Raw genomic sequence first — 18,030 nt, 5'->3', positions numbered from 1 at the left:
GACGATCCCCCAACAATATTCGTGGAAATTCCTCAGCGTTTTTCATGAGTACAGAACGTTTAGCCATCGCTCAGCCCTCCATTTTGCCGGAAATAGCCCTATAAGCAGGAAGAACGAGCTTTATTGCAGCCTCATGGAATGGGCTGTCATGTCGCCATTTGACGGCCTTGCGGTCATCTTTACTCAGTGGCGGCCAAACGCGGTATTCACCGTCTCTCGATACCAGAGCCGCACCCCGAATGGTGAGGCCACCGGCAACGCTAAGGTCGGCATAGGCCAGCAAATCAAAGTCAGGCTTTGCCGCACCGTTATAAAGCCGCATCCCAAGAAGCTGAATATCCATTTCCGCCCCCTTATCGAGCCAATCGAACAGCGACAGAAACCGCAGCCGCAGCCGCTGTTTCAACCGCATGGCCGATCAATGTATTTCCGGTATCGCTGGCAGTGACTTTCTTCGCAGTCGCATCCCAAAAGACTTTCTGCCCTTCGATCAGCCCTGCACCTGTAACTTTTGGAAGATTGAAAACGCCTTCCAGATAGGTTGATACTTTCTGGCCTGCACTGGCGTCTGTTGCGGCAACGCCGAATAGATCACCAGTCAAGAAACCTTCACCTGACACAACACCGGCTAAAGGCGCGGTGAGATCAACAATATTGCCATGCTGCACATAGTTTCGCATATCAGTAGCCCTTAGAAACTCTAGGATAAATCAACCGGCGCGACGGTTTTAAAGCCGTCGCAATCCGGGTTTCGAGATCAGCAATGGCAGCGGCCAATTCAGCGTCACTGCGATATTCGGTTTCATCATCCCCAAAGCGGGTCTTGCGAACACCTTCGGCCCGTAAGGCTCGAAGGTTTGCAAGCTGCTGCTGCATCTCGGTTACGTTCATGGCTAAGCCGCCTTATGGTCAAGGCGCGTCCAGCTACGCCATTCGAGCCAGCCAAGGCCGAACGGGTGGCGTATCTTGAACTGCACTGCATCCGTATTAAAATCGATACGGCTGTCAGTGAAAGGCGCTTCCTGCCCTTGCAGATAAACCCGCACAGCGCCGTCCATCTTCGACGGTGCTGCAACCAACCACGATGCATCAGGATCACTTAGGCGCGGCTCAACGACCACTTGCAGCTTGCCTGCCAGCGGGTTCACGTCAGCGATTGCGGAAGCCTGAATGCTGGCGAGAAGGCGAAGTGCGGTTTCCTCAAAATCGGAATGCACAAGCCAATGTGTCGGATAAACACCGATCATTACATCGCCCACACCCTTACGCTTTGCCATGGCAGAGCGTGCGCCCATAATCTGCTTGACTTCCGTCAGACCATCCAGTGTGAGGTCAACAATATTGCCACGGCTTGCATGGAAAACCGTTTGACCGTCCTTCATTTTCGGACCGGACAAACTGCCCTGCTGCACATAAGCAACCTGACGATCTGCAATTTCCGCAGCCATGCGCTTGCCAAACTGCGTGCCGTCATTGCCAAGGCGCGAACCAGCATTGATCGTCAATTCATATGACTTGCTGGTAATGCCGCCGATCACGGCAACACTGACTGTCTCGCCGGTTTCGTGAATAAACGAATGCTTGTATTCGCCACTCTCTAATTTGTCGGCGATTGCAAGACTGGTCCAATCAGCAAGGCCGCGTGTTTCTGCATTGAATGTTGAAACACTATCGCGACCAAACAAAGCAGCCATAGGGGAAGCTGCTGCATCCAATTCCCGGCGCATAGCGAGATTGAAAGTACCGCCTGCAATCAGCGGGAAATCGGATGTGGTGGCAGCACGGCGAACAACTTCCGCATCAGATAGGCCAATGGTTGCAATACCAGCATTGCGGCAAAGACGTTCAGCCAATGCACGTTCACCTTGTGCAAACACTTCCGCAGCCTGCCCGCTAGGCTGTTCACCACGATTGACAGCATCATAGAAATTCACAACGGCATTGCGCAGAATGACAGGATTGTCGAGTGTCTCATCATTATGCTGCCGGATTGTGCGAACAGGCGGAGCGCTGCGCTCTACCGCTGCAAGCGCCAAGGCAGTACGCTCACTGTCTGGCGCGTCGGAATTGCGCAGCGCTTCACGCACAGCGTCTGGAACGCCAGCAGCACGGCAAACCGTGTCCCACTGCTCAACCGACATGCGGTTGTTTTCGATCACATCTTCGGGGTCCATAGGACTGCTCCTGATTTTTGAATGGGGATCAGCAGGATTGACCACAAAGCTGCCCTCGATCAGCTTCCCCGAAAGGGCTGTTCTGATCTTGCGGCCTGTTGCGGGGTCTTTGCTGTCGCGCCATTTCGAAACTGAAAAAGAAATGGAAAAGCTCGATTGCACGCCATCTTTAAGATTGGCGGCGAGCGCGTCATTATCAGCACGCGAAGATAAGCGCCCTTCGGCTACGAGGGCTTGAATGTCGCCTTCGATTGTTTCGAGGCGGAAGTTTTTAAGAATGCCCACCGTGTCCCGAACACTGATGGAATGATCTGTTTGCAGTGGCAGACTGTCCGGCCAGCCGTTAGCGCCGAACGATGCAAGGTCCAGCACTTCAAAATGGCTTCCACAATTTACGGGTGCAGATGTTGCGACAACAACCGTAAAGGATCGCGTTTCTGGATCGTAGCTGTTCGGCTTAGACTGTGCCTGAAACCGACGAACAAGATTTGTCATTGTTGATTTCCTTGAATTTTGACGGTTTTGTCGGCTTCAAATTCTGACTGCACAGTCTCGTATTCTCGGCCCCGCGCCTCGATGATTTCCTTGCGGGACTTTAAACCAGCATTCAGCAGGGAAATATCGGCGTTGGCTTCCTTGAGACGGTCGATTTCCGGCCAGCTTGGTTCGATCCAACCATGGTCAAGATCGGCTCTAATCCGGCCTGCCAGTCGCTCGATAGCCTGCCAGCGGGTGAACACGGGATCGAGAACGCCCTCGATCAAAGTAACTTTGCGAGTGGCTTCCGCCTTGCGGCGTGCTGTCAATGCACCGCCACGAAAACTGGAATAATTCACGCCCTCAAGATCGCCGATCAGATCTTCATAGGTCACACCAACCGATGCCGCTATCTGGCGATAAAGCACCTTGATAAAAGCGTTGAAGTCGGGCGACTGTGGACCGTTGACAACTTCAACCTGTTCACCGGGACGTGCACGAATAATAGCACCGGGTTCCAAAGATGGATTAGGCTCACCGTCAAAAGCATCTGTTCCGTCAGGACTGGTCAAGATTGCCGTCAGCATCGCACTAACCTGCAACTGCTTGAGCCGCGCTTCTATTGCGATGCTTGCATTGTTGAGAACCGGCAAAGTTGCGACAAGCGCACTGATACCGCGCACTTGTCCGGGAAACTCATGCTCAAACACATGCACAACATCCGGTGCATCAAATCGAACCGATTGCGTGTTACGGGCGAATGGATCGCCGGGAGAGTTCGGCAATATCCAATAACCAGCAATCACGCCAAGGCCATCACGCTCGACACCGGCAACGATAGAGCCGGACGCGCCCAAGTCTTCATTCTTGGAACGATCAAGCTGTTCGGGGTCGAGAAGCTGAAAAGCGTATCGGCCATCAATGACACGATGCAAACCAAGAATTTCACCGCTGATCACCCACGAACGGATCGAAGCACGCTGCATGGCAGTAACCGACATAAGCGCAGATGGGTCAATGCGCGTGGCATTGAACCGGGCATCAACAATCTGATCAGGTGTATTCAACCGAACACCACTGCCCACGATCTGCGATACAACCAGATTAACCGCCGAACGCACAACAGGATCATTCACATAAAGCCCAGCAACACGCTGGGAAACGGTCTGGCCTGCCTGTCGAATATCAGCCGAACCAGAGATCACACGCGGATCATCCGGCCAGTTTACGCTTGCAGCGTTCACGGCACGTTTATGGTTTGGATTCCCTTTGTTCGAACGCGAGAAAAGTTTAGGGAAAGGCAGGGCCATTATTCGATCTCCAATCTCTAAGCTTTATCGAACAAGCCTGCCAGCTGATCGCTGAGATGCTCGCCTAAAACCCTCGTATCGACAACAACGAAACCCGGTAAACGCAAGCGAAGTGTTTCTTCGAGGCTATATACTGTTTCAACTTGTAGTCGTTCACCCTGCCTGACATTGAACGCTGCTAGATATGGCAATTCTCCTACTTGCTTTGCGAACACTGGATCGTCGGCTACAGCGGCATAAACGAAGGGAACCGCGAAGCCAGCCACATGGAATGCATCACTGAGATCCGAGATTATGCGCCATTTCGTGAAATGGTTGACAATGGCTAATTGAGCTACATCGCCGACGACATACCCCCATCGGCCATTATCCTGCTGAGTACCAAGCTGGAGAAGTCCGCGCCGCCGCCAATCCCGCAAGACATCAGGTGAAAGGCCGGTTCTTGCTTCAACTTCCGAGGGTGAGATTAAACGAGTCATCTTAAATATCCGTGTGATTGTCACACACATAATACCGTGTGATGATCCCATGTCAATGCTCGAAAAAATGATTTATTCAAGCTACCACTTATATACTTGCCAAGCGTTGCGGTGTGGATAAGTTTAGCTACGAGCGTGATTGCGACATGTGCTCCCGCATTTCAACGCCCTCCAACGCTGCGAGTGCATTGAGCGCCTTCTTGTCCGCAACCTCAAGAACACGGCTCACGCCACCAAGAATGTTATTATATGGTCGGGATAAGTCTTCACTGATATTTCCCAAACATTCGATAGCAGTGCGCAATAACGCCGAAACGTCATATGCATCATCAATTGCAAGATTGAGTTCATCTTTATCGATCATGGCAAAATAACTCCCTTTTCAGCACAAATACGACGTGCATACGCAAGGGCTTCGCGCTTTTGGTTCGAATCTAAGCCTGACCACAACAGCAAAATTTCCGCGTCAATTTCAGACAAGCCTTCGGGATTAGCCGGAATAGCAGATTTCGGCATAATGTACCTCCATTGATATATTTTAAATCAAGTGATATGCGTAATATCATCAGATTTTTAATTGATCAATAGGCTATCAAAAGATATGTCACATATCACGGGATCGCAAATTCGCGCAGCCAGAGCATTGTTGCGTTGGCGTGCAGAAGATTTAGCGAATGAAGCAAAAATCGGCGTTGCTACAGTCAGGCGAGCGGAAGCAAAAGACGGCGACCATGGAATGACAGATGCAAACGAATCTGCAGTTCGCACTGCATTTGAAAAGGCAGGCGTTATTTTCGTCGCTGAAAATGGTGAGGGGCCGGGTGTAAGATTAAAAAAATCCGGCCAATAATAATTATAACCCGAAGAAGGAATACTGGGGGATTCTAGATGAATGCAATCCAAACAGAATACAACGGATACAAATTTAGGTCGCGGACAGAAGCAAGATGGGCCGTATTTTTCGCCGGTCTTGGAATAAAGTATGAATATGAAAAAGAGGGCTTCAAGCTTAACTCTGGTCCATACCTTCCCGATTTTTGGCTCCCAAAATATCAAATGTGGGTTGAAATCAAAGCTGATTATCCATCAGATCAAGAAAAAGTGCTTTGTGACGAACTAGCCGAAGTAACTAATTTTACTACGTTACTAATCTTCGGACAACCTACGCCAGAGGGCTACGGCATATACATATCGCCCAATAGTGATTTTCCATTTTCTGGAGAAAAATACCTATTTGGTCAAGATAGAAAGGTCGATAAGGTTCTTTGGATACTTGAAGAAAATCAAGAGCGCGGGATCTGCTTAGATCCTGATAAGAATGATCGGTCAGGAGATAAATATTTGCTAGGTCAATATGCATCTTGGATAAATGCCGCTCTTGAAGGGGCGAGTTCAGCCAGATTTGAACACGGCGAAAAACCAAATGTTTGAGAAAGAAAAAATCATGACCTCAGTCAAAATCGATGTACAAGAGCGGCATCCAGCTGGCTTCAAATCGCGGAGAGAAACACTTGGCTTAACCCAAGAGGAATTAGCAGCTTCCGCCGGCATAAGCGTTCAGGAACTTGACTCCCTTGAAAACACCCCTGCCAATTCTGGAAGTTACAACTTTGCGAATGCAGTCAAAGTTGAACAGGCGCTCGCCCAAGCCGAGCCTAAATAGCTAAATCAAGTCGCCAACTTGGCGACTTGATCAACTGGCCAACTTGGCCACATGAAATACGGGTGACACCGTGTCGCCCGTCCGGGCCTGCAAATTTGCAGCCCCATATTACTTATCGCAGCCACTTCGACTTCGTAACGGCCTGCACTTTTGGCGCGATTGTTTCTACACCAAGCCGCAAATCATCAATGCGCTGATCCCAGTTGATATTCAGTATCTGGCGTGCTGCGAAACCATACACAACACAATCCAGCGCTTCGGCTCTACGACCGGGAATGCGCTCAAATCGGCGTTGTGGCTGGCCGCGTGTATAGCGCACAACAACCCGCTCACTGGCAAGCTGTTCAAACCACGACAACGGCAACCGATCAGAGAAACGGATTGTTCGCCCTCTCGATAGCCGCGCTGTCAGGTGAGATTTCAAACCGTCCACGCCGACAATCCAAAGCGCCCCACCTTTCACTTTCGACTTGGATTTCTCAATCCATGGACGATTTCCGTTTACGCCCTTGATTGCCAGAACCTTACGCGAAGAACGCGGAAAGCAGAACGAATAGACGTTTTCCATCGTCTCGCCGTCAGAACTATCGATTGCAACAGCATCCAGCCCTAGCTTGCCACCGAGCGGATGATCAAATCGCATTTTTAGAACAGCATCAATTTCGGTCCATGTTGCGTCATCATCTGGCAAGCCCCAAATCACCTTGTGATCAAGGATCATAGCCTCGCCATCCCGCGTCCAACCGATAATTGTAACCTCAAGGCGGTCGCGTTGCGTGTCTACTCCTGCTGTGAGGGCAAGAACGCTTTCTGGCAGCATATCAAGCGAGATCGCTTCGACACGGCTTGCCAGTTCGCTATCGTCCATTTCCTCGCCGCTTTCACGCCACCCCTGCCCCAGCACAAGATTGATGAATGTTTGCAGCAAAGCAGGATCGTCTTTGGCTGCAAGAAACTCTTTGGCGAGAATGCCCCACGCTGCATTTTCCAGCGGCGACACTAGCGAGTTGATACGAAACCCCGCATGGCCTTTCACTTCCGGCGCTGTGATACGCCAGCGACCGGCTGCAACCATGCTGCCCTTGTATCTTTCCTCGACGACAGAACCGCAGCCAGGGCAAGCCCAATGAGCCTTTTCCGGCTCACCTTCCGGCCAGTGAATGTCCTTCCATTCGATTTCGTGGAAGTCTCCACATTCAGGACAAGGCACCTCATAAATTCGCTTGTCTGAACGCTCATAGGCGCTCAACACATGGCTGCTATCTTCATAGATCGGGGTTGAGCCGATTATGATTTTCCGATCAGGAAAAGACATGGTGCGCCGTTCGGCAATCGGGATAGGACTGCCTTCCTTGGTCATTTCCATGCCGTCAGTCTCGTCCATGATCAGGATACGGGCATTGTGAGCGCGAAGATTGCGCGGTGCTTTGGCCGCGATAACTTTGAGACTGCCCCCGGGAAAACGCCGTGACAAAAGCGTATTGCGTTTCTCGCTGCCTTTATCGCTTGCCAGCGCATTCGCAAGACATGGCGAAGCCTCAAAAGTCGGCTCGACATTCGACACAACAAATGTTCGGCAATCATCCTCAGTTGGCAGCACGAACAAAACGGGTGCCGGTTCGTTCACCACGTGCGAACCAAGCAGACCAACCAGCAATGTGGTATAACCAATACGGGCAGATTTCACGACCGTAATGCGTTCAATCTTCGAATCGCTCATTGCATCGGCCATGCCACGCTGAAAAGGATATAGCCGAATAGGGCCGCGCATGGCCGACACATCGGCAGGCAACCGCACTTCACGCTCGATCCATTGCGACAGTTGCAACCGTGCAGGCGGAATAATCGACCGGCGCGAACGCTCACGAACTTCGATAAGTGTTTCACTGATCATTGCCAAACTCCGTAAGCATCCGGCGCAGTTCGCCGTCTATGGCTTCAATATCCTCAGCCGTCAGGTGTGGCAGAAGCTGTCTCAGCCGCGAAGGCACGGCGAGAACGCTTGAACGCAACTGCATCCACTCACCCGACCAAAGCCGTTCCACTTCGCTCGCAGACACCAACTCACGCCGAATGGTCGCATTTTTCAGTTCGACAGCATCCGCTTGTGCCTTTGCCAGCCTTGCGCGTTCCGCCGTCAGTGAGATCGCCTGCTTTTCCTCACCGAACAGCGTGGCACCTTGCGCCTGACTTGCTGCACGTGTCGGATTGATATTCTCGGAGATCCAGAGTTTGCACCGCGCAACGTCAATTTTTCCATCGCGCTCCACAGGCATTCCCGCAGTGATCATCTGCGAAACCCGACCGGGAGAGACATTGATCAGCTTGGAAAAACCGCTTTTCGAAATGGTGCGCGGCTCTTGTTTTAACGCCGGATCGGCTGAAACTTCATGAGAAATATTCATGAGTATCACCATCTAACCAATTGTTTTTAGCTATAAAATTTAACTGCACAGACCGAAATCCCGCAGTCGCGCTCACCCGCAGCAGACAGATACCCGGAAGGACCCAAACGCTCATGCCCCGACTGCCCTTGCAGCCATTGGCACCACATTCCCGCCGCCTGCCTGCCTTGCCACCAGTGCAGCCATGAATGCTGGTAGTGCCTTCACTCCACCGCGTGGGAAGCTCATAGCCTTGGCATCCCGTGGAAACGGCCAGCCCCTTGCCTCAAACTCGCACTGCCAATCGTTCCATTGAGCGCTGCCCGATGTGACAGCTTCCATCTCGAAAGCCATCTTGCGGATCGAAGGCGCAAGCGTTTCATGCTCAAGCGCCTTTGGCTGTTCGAACATGCTGTTGATCTCAGGCCATCCATGCTTAGCTTGATGATCCAGAACAAGGGCTGGTCTTTTCTCAATCTCAATCAGGTTTCGAAGCAAAGCGGTTCCCGGCCTTGGCAATGCCCCCGGCCCTTTTGCCAATTTGTCGAAAACAGCTATCGACCATGCCGCCTTGAATGGTTCATCGGCAGCGTCATGCACACGCGCCGCGCTCAAGGATTTAATCAGGGATTTATTCAAAGAGGTTTGTAGGACATATTTGTCCACCTTTTCGGCATTCAAATGTCCACCTTTAGGGACAGCCGTGTCCACCTTTTCAACTAAACGTGGACAATTCTGTCCACCTTTATCAGGCGCGATAAACGCTATATCAGCGCCCGTTTCGTCCGCTTTCGTGCCTACCTTGATAACTGCAAAATACGTCAGCGCCTTCGAACGTCCGCCATTGCCATTCGTCGCAACATGGCCGCGCTCACGCAATAATGAGACAGCGCGCTGGATCGTCTTTGGAGAGCAACCAGCCTCTTTTGCAAGCGTCTCATATGACGGCCATGCATTCAGGTTTCCGCTACTGGCGAAGCCCCTGCGATTGAAATAGCGGCTAATACGAAAGGCAGCATCGCGTGATACTGTCGTAAGCTGCTGATCATCGTAAATCTGATCCAGCCACGCCATGCGGCTACGGGTGAAATCATCGCTCATTGCTACGATCCCCCGTATTGCTTGAATTTGCCAGCATACGCGCTTGTTTCATCGCTTCGATAGCGTCTAGCGCTGTAAGAGCAAAACGCTCACGTAGGACAGGTATTTTGGCGCCTACGCATTGCTGTCCGCATTCAAACAGCCATTTCGCAGCAACAAGAATTTCTGGATTAAGCTGATCAGCCATCATCAAGCCTCACCAAGCTGCAAGACTAAACGAGTTTCACCACGATCATCAACCGCAGCAACTTCAAACCAAGGCTGGCCCGGACGTGCCAAAGCTCGCACCTTGTCCTTTGCCCTGACTGTGACAGTCGGGTATTTGGTACGGTCGATATGAAGTTCTGATTTTTGGGCAACGATACGCGTGCGCCAAGATGATTTGCTCGAACCGCCAATCGTAGTGGACTTGCCACCACCAACGCGCAGAACGGCTTCTATCTCGATTATAGGGCGGCTGGGATCGGTAGTGCCTTGAGCCGTGAAAAACGACAATCGAACCGGCTCAGCAAATGCCCGATCGACAACGGCCATGGCCCGATCTCGTAAGCGATGATAACGTGCAGGCATCATATCGACACCTCACATACATCAGCGGCAGCAATTATTTGCCCGCGTTCAACCGCTTTACAGTAAGCCGGTTTGTTCCAATAATGTTCATGGTTTTCCTGTAGTTCGCTGGAAAACCTATTCTCTTTAATTTCAATAAGTAAGGTGGGTTCAAGTGGAAGCCTCCACTTTCCCTTTCACATTACTTATGCAGCGGCGGCTTCCGTATCGAGTTCACTTGCCTTGCGCGAAAGAACGATCTGCGTCAGCACGAAGGCCGTGAGCGCACAACCGGCAATTCCGCCGACCATCGGCACAGCCGTTCCGTCAAAGAACGAGCCTGTCACCCCAATGGCAACGCCGCCAATCACGAAATGCAGCGTACCCATCAGCGCAGAAGCAGTTCCTGCAATCTCGCCGTGGTCTTCCAGAGCCAGCACCGCCGTTGTTGGGATGACAAGGCCAAGGAAACCATAGCCTACGAACAGGAAGCCTGCGATCAACCAGAGCGACTGATGCCCCATGAGTGCGGCGGCGAACATGGCGAGCATTGCCGCTGCAAATCCGGAAACGGCGAATCGCATGACGCGGCGAAGCCCGAAGCGTGCCCCCAACCAGCCGTTCAACTGCGAAACGCCGAAGAACGATACTGCATTGGCCGAAAACGCGATGGCATATTGCGTCGGCGTCAGGCCGTAATGGTCGATAAGCACGAAGGACGAGTTGGCGAGATAGACGAAAAAGGACGCGATGCCAAAGCCGCCAACAAAGACCAGTCCGAGGAAATAGCGATCCTTAAGCAGACGACCGTAGCCGCGCAAGGCGCTGCCCAGATTGCTTTCAAGCCGGGCCTCTGCCGTCCGCGTCTCTTTCTGTGCAGTGGCCACCAGGATGATACCAATAACGGCAGCGACCAGAACCGCCCAGAAAACACCACGCCAGCCAAAGAAGCTGATGATGACGGAACCGGTCAGCGGCGCCAGAATCGGCGAAATGGAGAAAACCAGCATCAGAAGCGACATCAGACGCGCTGCCTCGATACCTGTGTGAAGGTCTCGCACGACAGCGCGCGGGATGACCATACCGGCCGCTGCACCCAGCCCCTGAACGAAGCGGAAAAGCACGAGCACATCTATATCGGTCGCGACGGCGGAGCCAATGCTGCCGATACCGAACAAGACCAGACCGCCATAAAGCGGAAGTTTACGCCCGACCATATCCGACAGCGGCCCGCAGAAAAGCTGCGCAACCGCGAGAGCAATGAAAAAGGCCAGAAGGCTCATCTGCACCGCACCAGTTTCCGCGTGCAAATCGGCGGCAATGGTGGGCAGAGCTGGCAGATACATATCGATCGCAAATGGGCCAATGGCGGAAAGAAGGCCAAGAACAATGGCATTGCGCACAAGACTGGAAGCCATGGGGGACGCGCTTTCATCAATGTTTCGTGAGGTTCCCGCACCGATTTCGAATCTCCGGTTTTGCTTGGGAGGATGGCGCCATCGGGCTCGCAAAATCGGTACAGGACAGATAAATATTTGTATTCGCTACCGGTTTTCGTTCCATCTTGACGATATCGACCTGTTTTCCATTACGGCCGACACTTGAAAACTCTGTAGCGAAAGGCATTCTATACGCATCGTCAAAACAGATTTGACACTGATGTCAAATTAGACACCATTGTCCAAAACGTCAAGCTATCTTATGTTGGAGTTATGAAGCCTACTGACATTATCGACATGGCCGCCCTGCCCGAGAAGCGTGCTGTATCCGAAAAGGGCCTGAATTCCGCGGTGATAAAGCCCGGACAGTGCATGAAGCGCGACTTCATTTTGTGTTCTGCTGCGCGTGTTTTCAATCGCGACGGATTTCAAGGCGCGAGCATAGACCTCATTGCCAACGAAGCGGGCGTGTCACGTCAAACCATCTATAATCACTATCGCGATAAGGAAGCTTTGCTTGCTGCCGTCGTCGAGGATGCGCTTGCACGTATGAACGCGAGCCTGTTCGCAGTTCTGGCCACTTTCCCCCAGACTGGCGAAAATCTGGAGCACGATCTGGTGGCTTTCTCGATCCGCATGAGCCGGAATTGCATATACGATTCGTCCGGTGCGTTTCTGCGCAAGGTAATGCAGGCCAATGAGACCAACCTGCCGCTTGCAGCCAATATTTGCAGCACCAAAGGCCCGGCACAAGCCATCCCGGCCATAGCAGCCCGTCTGGCGCGCCTCGCCATGGATGGTCATCTGCGCGTCGACGATCCGGACCTTGCCGCACGCCATTTCATGGCGCTCATCAATGCCGACACGCACTACCATATGCTAACCGGTCAGGGTGTGGACGATGCAATCATCGAAAAGAGCGCCGTCAACGGAGTACGCACGTTCCTGATGGCCTTCGGAAGTCGATAGAGGCAAGCGCACCCTATTGCGTTCAAAAATTGCACATCTTTCCGCCACAGGCGTCGTCCTATTGCTTTTTCAGATCATATATCATCCGTTCCGGCGAGAACGAACTTGACATCGACCTCCGAATCCGTGGGATAAGCAAACCATGGTACAGGACCTAATCCGTTACGATATTCTCGCTCAGGAAGCCCTACGCGGCGTCATTCGCAAGGTTCTTGCGGAAGTGGCCAAGGCCGGCTTGCCAGGCAACCATCATTTCTTCATCACGTTCCTGACTGGAGCGCCCGGTGTGCGAATTTCCTCGCGCCTGAAGGAAAAATATCCCGAACAGATGACAATCGTTTTACAGCATCAGTTCTGGGACATGCTCGTTACGGATCAACTATTCGAAGTTGGCCTGTCTTTCGGTGATATTCCTGAAAAGCTGACTGTACCTTTTTCTGCCGTCCGTGGTTTCTACGACCCTTCGGTCAATTTCGAACTCGAATTCGATGTCGCGATCGCACAGCCAGAAAGCGACAATGACGAAGGCGGCAATGTAGCGCCTATCGAAATCCTCCCCACGGAAGCACCGGTCGAGAAGGCAGAAAAGCCTAAATCGAAGTCGCGCAAGACTGCAGCCGAAAAAGAAGCCGCTGCGGCCAAAGACAACAATGCAGATGATGGCACCGACAAGGAAGCCAAACCTTCTGCCGATGTTGTTTCACTGGATGCTTTCCGGAAAAAGTAATTCCGCACACACCATCCTCATGTGAATAATGGGCCAGAACTCCGATTGGTTTCGTCCGTTTGTTTGATTGGACAGTTCCGTTTCACTGTTGATCGTGATCAATGGTGAAAAGCAAACCGGCGCTTTATACTCTGTTCTGACGGCAACCAGTTCAGGATTGAGTTCGATGATTCGTGCAATTGCTCAGGCAGTATTGTGGGTAAGCGGCATTGTCGCGGCTTTCTTCGTGGCAAAAGACGAACCCAACTTTCCGCTTCTGCAGATGACAGTTGGGCTTATACTTCTGATTCTGGCGTCCTTGGCCATCTGGTGGTTCACCAACCCCAAAGATCCGCAGAAGTAGAGCCACCCTATTACGAGCTTGCGAGACCGGGCCGAAACGCGGTAATTTTTCAGGAGCCTTCAACATTTCCGCGTGGTTCCATGAGCGATATCGTCAATCTCAGACAGTTCAAAAAGCAGAAAGCCCGCGCTGAAAAAGAAAAGCAGGCTGACCAGAACCGCATTCAATTCGGGCGTACGAAGACCGAAAAAGCTTTCGCTCGCACGGAGACGACAAAAGCGGAACGTTTTCTGGATCAGAACCGTCTGGAAAAAAACGATAAGCCGGACGGGACAAAGTGAACTCGTCAGGAGGTTTACGCAAACATTCCGTCAGTATTCGCGGGCACGCAACCAGCTATACGCTTGAAGACCCGTTTTTCGAACTGGTTGAGGAAATTGCGGCCACACGAGAGCTTTCCGTAGCGGCCCTGATCGCAGAAGTCGACAGCAAGCGTGACAGATCAATCAATCTGTCTTCCGCACTTAGACTTCATGTTCTGGATTGGCTCAAATCCAGAATAATTCAAGGCTGAGGTACAGGCACCACAGGCGTCGTTTCCAGACTTTTCAGGAATTCGTTGAGGGATTGACCACCTTCCGGCGATGCCAGAGGATCTTTCGATCCACCTGCCGGTCCGCCTTGCGGCTTCTCAGCCTCAAGCCGTTGAGCTTCCGCGGCGGTTTTCCGAGCCGCTTCGCGCGCACTGGCTTCGGCACGGCGTCTCGCCTCGTCCTCACGCTGCGAACGATCACGTTCCACTTCATCTGCTTCGAACAGCCCAAGCTGACGACGGAGGCGCTGCTTCTCCATCAAACTCGCCTGCATGGATTCAACACGTTCCTGTTCGCGTTCAAGCGCACGCTGGGTCAGGAACTGAACAAGCGGCTGCCTGTCGAATGACACCTCCGGCGCGCTATAACTACCGCCGAGAGAAAAGGCCACCTGCGGAGAAATACCTGTATCGGCGCCATCCCCGTTCTGGAACGTCAAAGTACCGTTTCCGCCAATTCCTAGTGTCGACAGGTCGAATTGCAGATCGCTGAGAAGAGCAGCATTTCCATCGCTCAGATTTGCCGCAGCCATACGTGCGACACCGCCGCTGATCGTAAAGTCAAACCGCGCGTTGCCTGGCGCAAATGTGCCCTGCCCGGTTGCCTTGTCGGCAATGCCGACAAATTGCTTGGAAGCAAGCTTGTCGGAACCGGAGAACTGATCGCCCGTTGCATCGGCCGCCGCTATCATTGCAGGCAATGCCGCCCCATCCAGACCGTCGACGGTGAAATTCTCCACGTCAAAACTTGCCGCTCCCGCCAGCGATCCGACCAGCGCCGCAACGCTCTCGCCGCTACCATTCAGATTGACGGCAGCTTTCACCACACCGCCCAGCGGTGCAGAACCGTTCTCTAGCTGGTAAAAATCCTTGAGCTTTGCGCCACTCCATTTGAGCTCTGTCGAGAGGAGTGCATTCTTGTCGCTATTGCTCAGAGAAACGTTTCCAACCAGATATCCACCTGCCCAGTTGCCGGTCAATTCGTTCAACTGAAGACTATCCATGGTCTTCAGAAGCCGCGTTGAAAACTCCGTAGCGGTCCCGAACCCTTCCATATGAGCTTGCGCCACGTTGAGCTTCATATCCAGCAATAACGGCAGGGACGGACGGACCGCGAATGCACCACGCGGCCAGATTGTCTTCGTGGTGGGCTTGGCCGGCTCAAATGCATCCTGCCCAAGCATGATAGCAGCAAGACTATCAACCTCGAGCGTCGCGAGCTTTGCCTCACCCTTCAACTGCGGCAGGCCGCTATCGGCAAAATTGGCCTCCAGCCGCGCGGAAACATCTTCTCCATCCAGCTTTCCTGTCAGATTGGGAAACCGCAAGATACCCTTTGCGAACTGAAAATCGCTGGCAAGGTCTGCTGAAAGCCCTTCACCAAATCCGGGCAGCGCGAAACCAGCCGTTGCGATGAAAGGCTGCAGGTCCGCAGACTTCAACTGGGCTTTGCCGCTGGCAGCGATATCCCCGCCGACAAGCGAAATCACACCGTCTGCAGTCGCCAAGCCGTCTGGTGCCGTGAGCTTGAGCAATGTCCGCATGCCTGCACTCGGCGCACCCTGCATGCTCAGGTCGGCGGTAAGTTCACCAGCAAGCCCAAGCGGCAAGGCAGGCAAGCCGATCAATGCGAGTACCGCCTCGCCTTGCTCTGATGTTGCCGTGCCGTTCAATTGCATCTGCAACGGCTCGCCCTCACCCTCGCCACCGCTCGCCGTGCCCGACAGGTCCAGCTTCATGCCGCCTGTTTTCCCGGTAACACTGAACGAAAACTCCCCGACACCGGGAGCACTTTTGGTGTTTGCCTCAGCAGGCCGGGCACTCTTACCCTTGGATGCCGCGCCTTTAGCAGGTGTCTTGTTCGCCACAGGCACGGACGGCGCCACCGCATTGGCGATGACATTGATCTCGCTATCCTCGAACAGCCCAGGGAAATTCGCCGCACGCAACGAAAGCGCATGAAACAGCGGTAGCTGGGGATAGCGGTTGGCCATCAGCGAGAGGAAACGCGAAAGATCTCCAGACAGTATCGTCGCATCGAGCGAGCCGGAAGGCGTATTGGAGAAGGGTTCGTAGGTGCCTGTTGCAGTAAGCGTCGTGCCCGCTACATCGCCAACCAGCAGCCGGTCGAAATCGAAGCGCCCGTCATGCAGCCGGAGCGCCATGTCGACATTGGCCGCTTCCATGTCCTGATAGCGGACAGGCCCTGCCTTGAATGCCAGGTTCAGCGATTGGCCATCGAGAAAACCCAGCCCGTCACCACTGGAGAAAAAGGCCGTAAAAGCTTGCAGCGCTTCGCTTTCCACCGCTCCGCCATTGAGCGTCAGCGTAATTGAAGGCTGTGCCAACCCTTTCACTTCGCGAACAAACGAGCCTTTGAGTGTGGTTTTTCCCAACGCAATTTCGAGATTATCGATCCGCTGCATTCCGTCGCGAAGATCGACCTGTCCTGAAAAACCCGCGCCTTCGAGTTTGCGCACAGAATCGTCAACTGTCTCGTTCAGCCAGCTTGCGAGACCGGACGGCTGACGCGACGCAACAAGCATATCACCCTTAAAGCCAAAATCCTTGCCAACCGAGAGCGTGCCCTTGGCTTCCACCTTGGTTCGCCCCGGAAGATCAGCAGCGAACTGACGAATATTCCAGTTCTTTCCGTCAGGCTCCGCGCTCACTGTGACTGAGCGTATCGTTGTACCACCTGCAATGACGGCAGGCAGACGCAAATCCACATTGCCGGGTATAGTCGGAATGGGCAGTTGTTCGAGAACACGACGCGCTATCGCAATACGATCAGCCACCGGCATTACGGAACCGGATTGTTCTTCACTGGCGGCTTCATTCGGCCCCCAGAAAAGCTGCTGCCCATCGGCGCTGACCTCGAAACGCGGCTTGTCGCCATAATCGATGAATGCCTTGCCATTCACCACATAAGGATTGTCGGCAGGCCCCTGCTCCATCCGAAATTCGCTGGCATCGAAGCGATTGCGATCCGCCTTGAATTGACCGGTTACGCGCACACCACTGAAGAAGGGTGTTTCCGTCGGCGTTTTCTGATCCTTAGTCGTCTTGGCAACCATATCGGAAGAGCGGAGCGAAAAGTCACCGGCATAGTCGAGCCGACCTTCAGTCACGGTCACATCGCCATCGGTCTCGAAAGTAGCCGGGATTGCTTTTGGCGAAATACGTGCGCGAACGCGCAGCGACCCGTCCGGCTTTGCCTCGCCACTCGTTAGGTCGATTGCCAGCTTTTCGCCCTGAAGAACGAGACTTCCGTTTGCCTGCCATGGACCTGCAAGACTGTTTGCGGAGATCACAGCATCAAGTTCGGTAGCTGTATGACTGCGACCGCTTGCCTCTTCGCGAAGGGTAATTGTTCCGTCACTGACGGAAAGCCGTTCCAGCCTGATTTTCGTCGGATCGAGCGGCGTCGACGGGCGGATTGCCCAATCAACCTTGCCGCTTTTGTCGAGAGAAATTGTAACCTGTGGACGATCCACACGCATATCGAAAATCAGAAGCTGGCCGCGCAGAAACGGCATCAGCTCGGCGTCCATCGAAAACGTATCGACGGTCATCACCGGATGAGCTGCATCAGGCCCAACACGCACATCAGAGAACGCGACGGAAGGAAACGGCAAAAGCCGTGCGCTGACGTCACCAGCGACCTTGACAGGGCGCCCCAAAACACGGCTGGCCTCGCGCTCGAAATCGGCACGATAGCCGCTCCAGTCAACAAAAGGCGGCACGACAAGTGCTGCCGTCAACAGCAGCACGAAAAGCCCGCCGACGATGACGAATATGCGGCCCAAGAACCAGCTCCGGTCAAACAGATTGCAAGTTAGCGCGAAACAAAGAGTGAATCACGCTGTCTTTATCTGCGCAA

General features: G+C 53.2%; 23 protein-coding genes. 8 read left to right on the top strand and 15 right to left on the bottom strand.

Going from position 1 to position 18,030, the window contains the following annotated elements; genetic code table 11:
- Window positions 1-70 precede the first annotated feature (70 nt).
- The 8 genes from OANT_RS09290 to OANT_RS26720 form a co-directional block, all read right to left on the bottom strand.
- Window positions 71-343 carry a hypothetical protein gene (locus tag OANT_RS09290; RefSeq protein WP_012091788.1) on the bottom strand — a complete coding sequence of 91 codons (273 nt, stop codon included), beginning with the start codon at window positions 341-343 and terminating at the stop codon, window positions 71-73.
- A 10-nt stretch (window positions 344-353) separates the two neighbouring features.
- On the bottom strand, window positions 354-680 hold the full coding sequence (locus OANT_RS09285) for a DUF2190 family protein (RefSeq protein ID WP_012091787.1): 327 nt from the start codon (window positions 678-680) through the stop codon (window positions 354-356).
- A gap of 1 nt (window position 681) precedes the next feature.
- Window positions 682-891, bottom strand: coding sequence for a phage head-tail joining protein (locus OANT_RS09280; RefSeq protein ID WP_012091786.1), 210 nt, complete (start codon window positions 889-891; stop codon window positions 682-684).
- Window positions 892-893: 2 nt separating this feature from the next.
- On the bottom strand, window positions 894-2,669 hold the full coding sequence (locus OANT_RS09275; RefSeq protein ID WP_012091785.1) for a phage major capsid protein: 1,776 nt from the start codon (window positions 2,667-2,669) through the stop codon (window positions 894-896).
- On the bottom strand, window positions 2,666-3,895 hold the full coding sequence (locus tag OANT_RS09270; RefSeq protein WP_235823008.1) for a phage portal protein: 1,230 nt from the start codon (window positions 3,893-3,895) through the stop codon (window positions 2,666-2,668). The genes OANT_RS09275 and OANT_RS09270 overlap by 4 nt, the downstream gene beginning before the upstream one ends.
- An 83-nt stretch (window positions 3,896-3,978) precedes the next feature.
- Window positions 3,979-4,440 (bottom strand): MerR family transcriptional regulator, encoded by a 462-nt coding sequence (locus OANT_RS09265; protein ID WP_041545116.1) that lies wholly within the window; start codon window positions 4,438-4,440, stop codon window positions 3,979-3,981.
- Window positions 4,441-4,567: 127 nt separating this feature from the next.
- Window positions 4,568-4,804 carry a hypothetical protein gene (locus OANT_RS09260; protein ID WP_040129194.1) on the bottom strand — a complete coding sequence of 79 codons (237 nt, stop codon included), beginning with the start codon at window positions 4,802-4,804 and terminating at the stop codon, window positions 4,568-4,570.
- On the bottom strand, window positions 4,801-4,956 hold the full coding sequence (locus OANT_RS26720; protein ID WP_158304326.1) for a hypothetical protein: 156 nt from the start codon (window positions 4,954-4,956) through the stop codon (window positions 4,801-4,803). Before OANT_RS26720 ends, OANT_RS09260 begins: the two co-directional genes overlap by 4 nt.
- A gap of 85 nt (window positions 4,957-5,041) precedes the next feature.
- On the opposite strand from OANT_RS26720, the gene OANT_RS09255 reads away from it, so the two are divergent.
- From OANT_RS09255 to OANT_RS09245, 3 genes are read left to right on the top strand one after another with little or no spacing between them, the layout of a single operon-like run.
- Entirely contained in the window at window positions 5,042-5,290 is a 249-nt protein-coding gene (locus OANT_RS09255) for a helix-turn-helix domain-containing protein (RefSeq protein WP_012091782.1), read from the top strand.
- Window positions 5,291-5,328: 38 nt separating this feature from the next.
- Window positions 5,329-5,871, top strand: a complete 543-nt coding sequence (locus OANT_RS25065) for a PDDEXK family nuclease (protein ID WP_012091781.1) — start codon at window positions 5,329-5,331, stop codon at window positions 5,869-5,871.
- Window positions 5,864-6,103, top strand: a complete 240-nt coding sequence (locus OANT_RS09245; RefSeq protein WP_012091780.1) for a helix-turn-helix domain-containing protein — start codon at window positions 5,864-5,866, stop codon at window positions 6,101-6,103. Before OANT_RS25065 ends, OANT_RS09245 begins: the two co-directional genes overlap by 8 nt.
- Window positions 6,104-6,215: 112 nt before the next feature.
- Here OANT_RS09245 and OANT_RS09240 read toward each other — a convergent pair whose 3' ends face one another.
- From OANT_RS09240 to OANT_RS09215, 6 genes are all read right to left on the bottom strand, one after another.
- Entirely contained in the window at window positions 6,216-7,997 is a 1,782-nt protein-coding gene (locus OANT_RS09240) for a phage terminase large subunit family protein (protein WP_012091779.1), read from the bottom strand.
- Entirely contained in the window at window positions 7,987-8,508 is a 522-nt protein-coding gene (locus OANT_RS09235) for a DNA packaging protein (RefSeq protein WP_012091778.1), read from the bottom strand. The genes OANT_RS09240 and OANT_RS09235 overlap by 11 nt, the downstream gene beginning before the upstream one ends.
- 111 nt (window positions 8,509-8,619) lie before the next feature.
- Window positions 8,620-9,588, bottom strand: a complete 969-nt coding sequence (locus OANT_RS09230; protein WP_012091777.1) for a helix-turn-helix domain-containing protein — start codon at window positions 9,586-9,588, stop codon at window positions 8,620-8,622.
- Window positions 9,578-9,778, bottom strand: coding sequence for a hypothetical protein (locus OANT_RS09225; protein WP_040129192.1), 201 nt, complete (start codon window positions 9,776-9,778; stop codon window positions 9,578-9,580). Before OANT_RS09225 ends, OANT_RS09230 begins: the two co-directional genes overlap by 11 nt.
- On the bottom strand, window positions 9,778-10,122 hold the full coding sequence (locus OANT_RS09220) for a hypothetical protein (RefSeq protein WP_235823009.1): 345 nt from the start codon (window positions 10,120-10,122) through the stop codon (window positions 9,778-9,780). Before OANT_RS09220 ends, OANT_RS09225 begins: the two co-directional genes overlap by 1 nt.
- Before the next feature lie 221 nt (window positions 10,123-10,343).
- Window positions 10,344-11,555, bottom strand: a complete 1,212-nt coding sequence (locus tag OANT_RS09215) for a multidrug effflux MFS transporter (protein WP_010659759.1) — start codon at window positions 11,553-11,555, stop codon at window positions 10,344-10,346.
- A gap of 294 nt (window positions 11,556-11,849) precedes the next feature.
- Between OANT_RS09215 and OANT_RS09210 the strand changes: the two genes are divergently transcribed.
- From OANT_RS09210 to OANT_RS09195, 5 genes are all read left to right on the top strand, one after another.
- Window positions 11,850-12,545, top strand: a complete 696-nt coding sequence (locus OANT_RS09210) for a TetR/AcrR family transcriptional regulator (protein ID WP_012091775.1) — start codon at window positions 11,850-11,852, stop codon at window positions 12,543-12,545.
- A 142-nt stretch (window positions 12,546-12,687) separates the two neighbouring features.
- A complete protein-coding gene (locus OANT_RS09205; RefSeq protein ID WP_012091774.1) occupies window positions 12,688-13,272 on the top strand; it encodes an SspB family protein in 585 nt (194 codons plus the stop codon).
- 88 nt (window positions 13,273-13,360) lie between these two features.
- Window positions 13,361-13,615: a hypothetical protein gene (locus OANT_RS26400; protein ID WP_115179278.1), complete on the top strand. Its 255-nt coding sequence runs from the start codon at window positions 13,361-13,363 to the stop codon at window positions 13,613-13,615.
- Window positions 13,616-13,695: 80 nt separating this feature from the next.
- Entirely contained in the window at window positions 13,696-13,896 is a 201-nt protein-coding gene (locus tag OANT_RS09200; protein ID WP_012091773.1) for a DUF4169 family protein, read from the top strand.
- Entirely contained in the window at window positions 13,893-14,129 is a 237-nt protein-coding gene (locus OANT_RS09195; RefSeq protein ID WP_012091772.1) for a ribbon-helix-helix domain-containing protein, read from the top strand. Before OANT_RS09200 ends, OANT_RS09195 begins: the two co-directional genes overlap by 4 nt.
- Here the strand turns inward: OANT_RS09195 and OANT_RS09190 are convergent.
- Window positions 14,120-17,956, bottom strand: coding sequence for an AsmA family protein (locus tag OANT_RS09190; RefSeq protein WP_012091771.1), 3,837 nt, complete (start codon window positions 17,954-17,956; stop codon window positions 14,120-14,122). The two genes, OANT_RS09195 and OANT_RS09190, sit on opposite strands and share 10 nt — an antisense overlap.
- Window positions 17,957-18,030: the final 74 nt, after the last annotated feature.

The organism is Brucella anthropi ATCC 49188, from assembly GCF_000017405.1.
Classification (GTDB): domain Bacteria; phylum Pseudomonadota; class Alphaproteobacteria; order Rhizobiales; family Rhizobiaceae; genus Brucella; species Brucella anthropi.
This window is presented reverse-complemented; position numbering and strand designations above follow the sequence as displayed.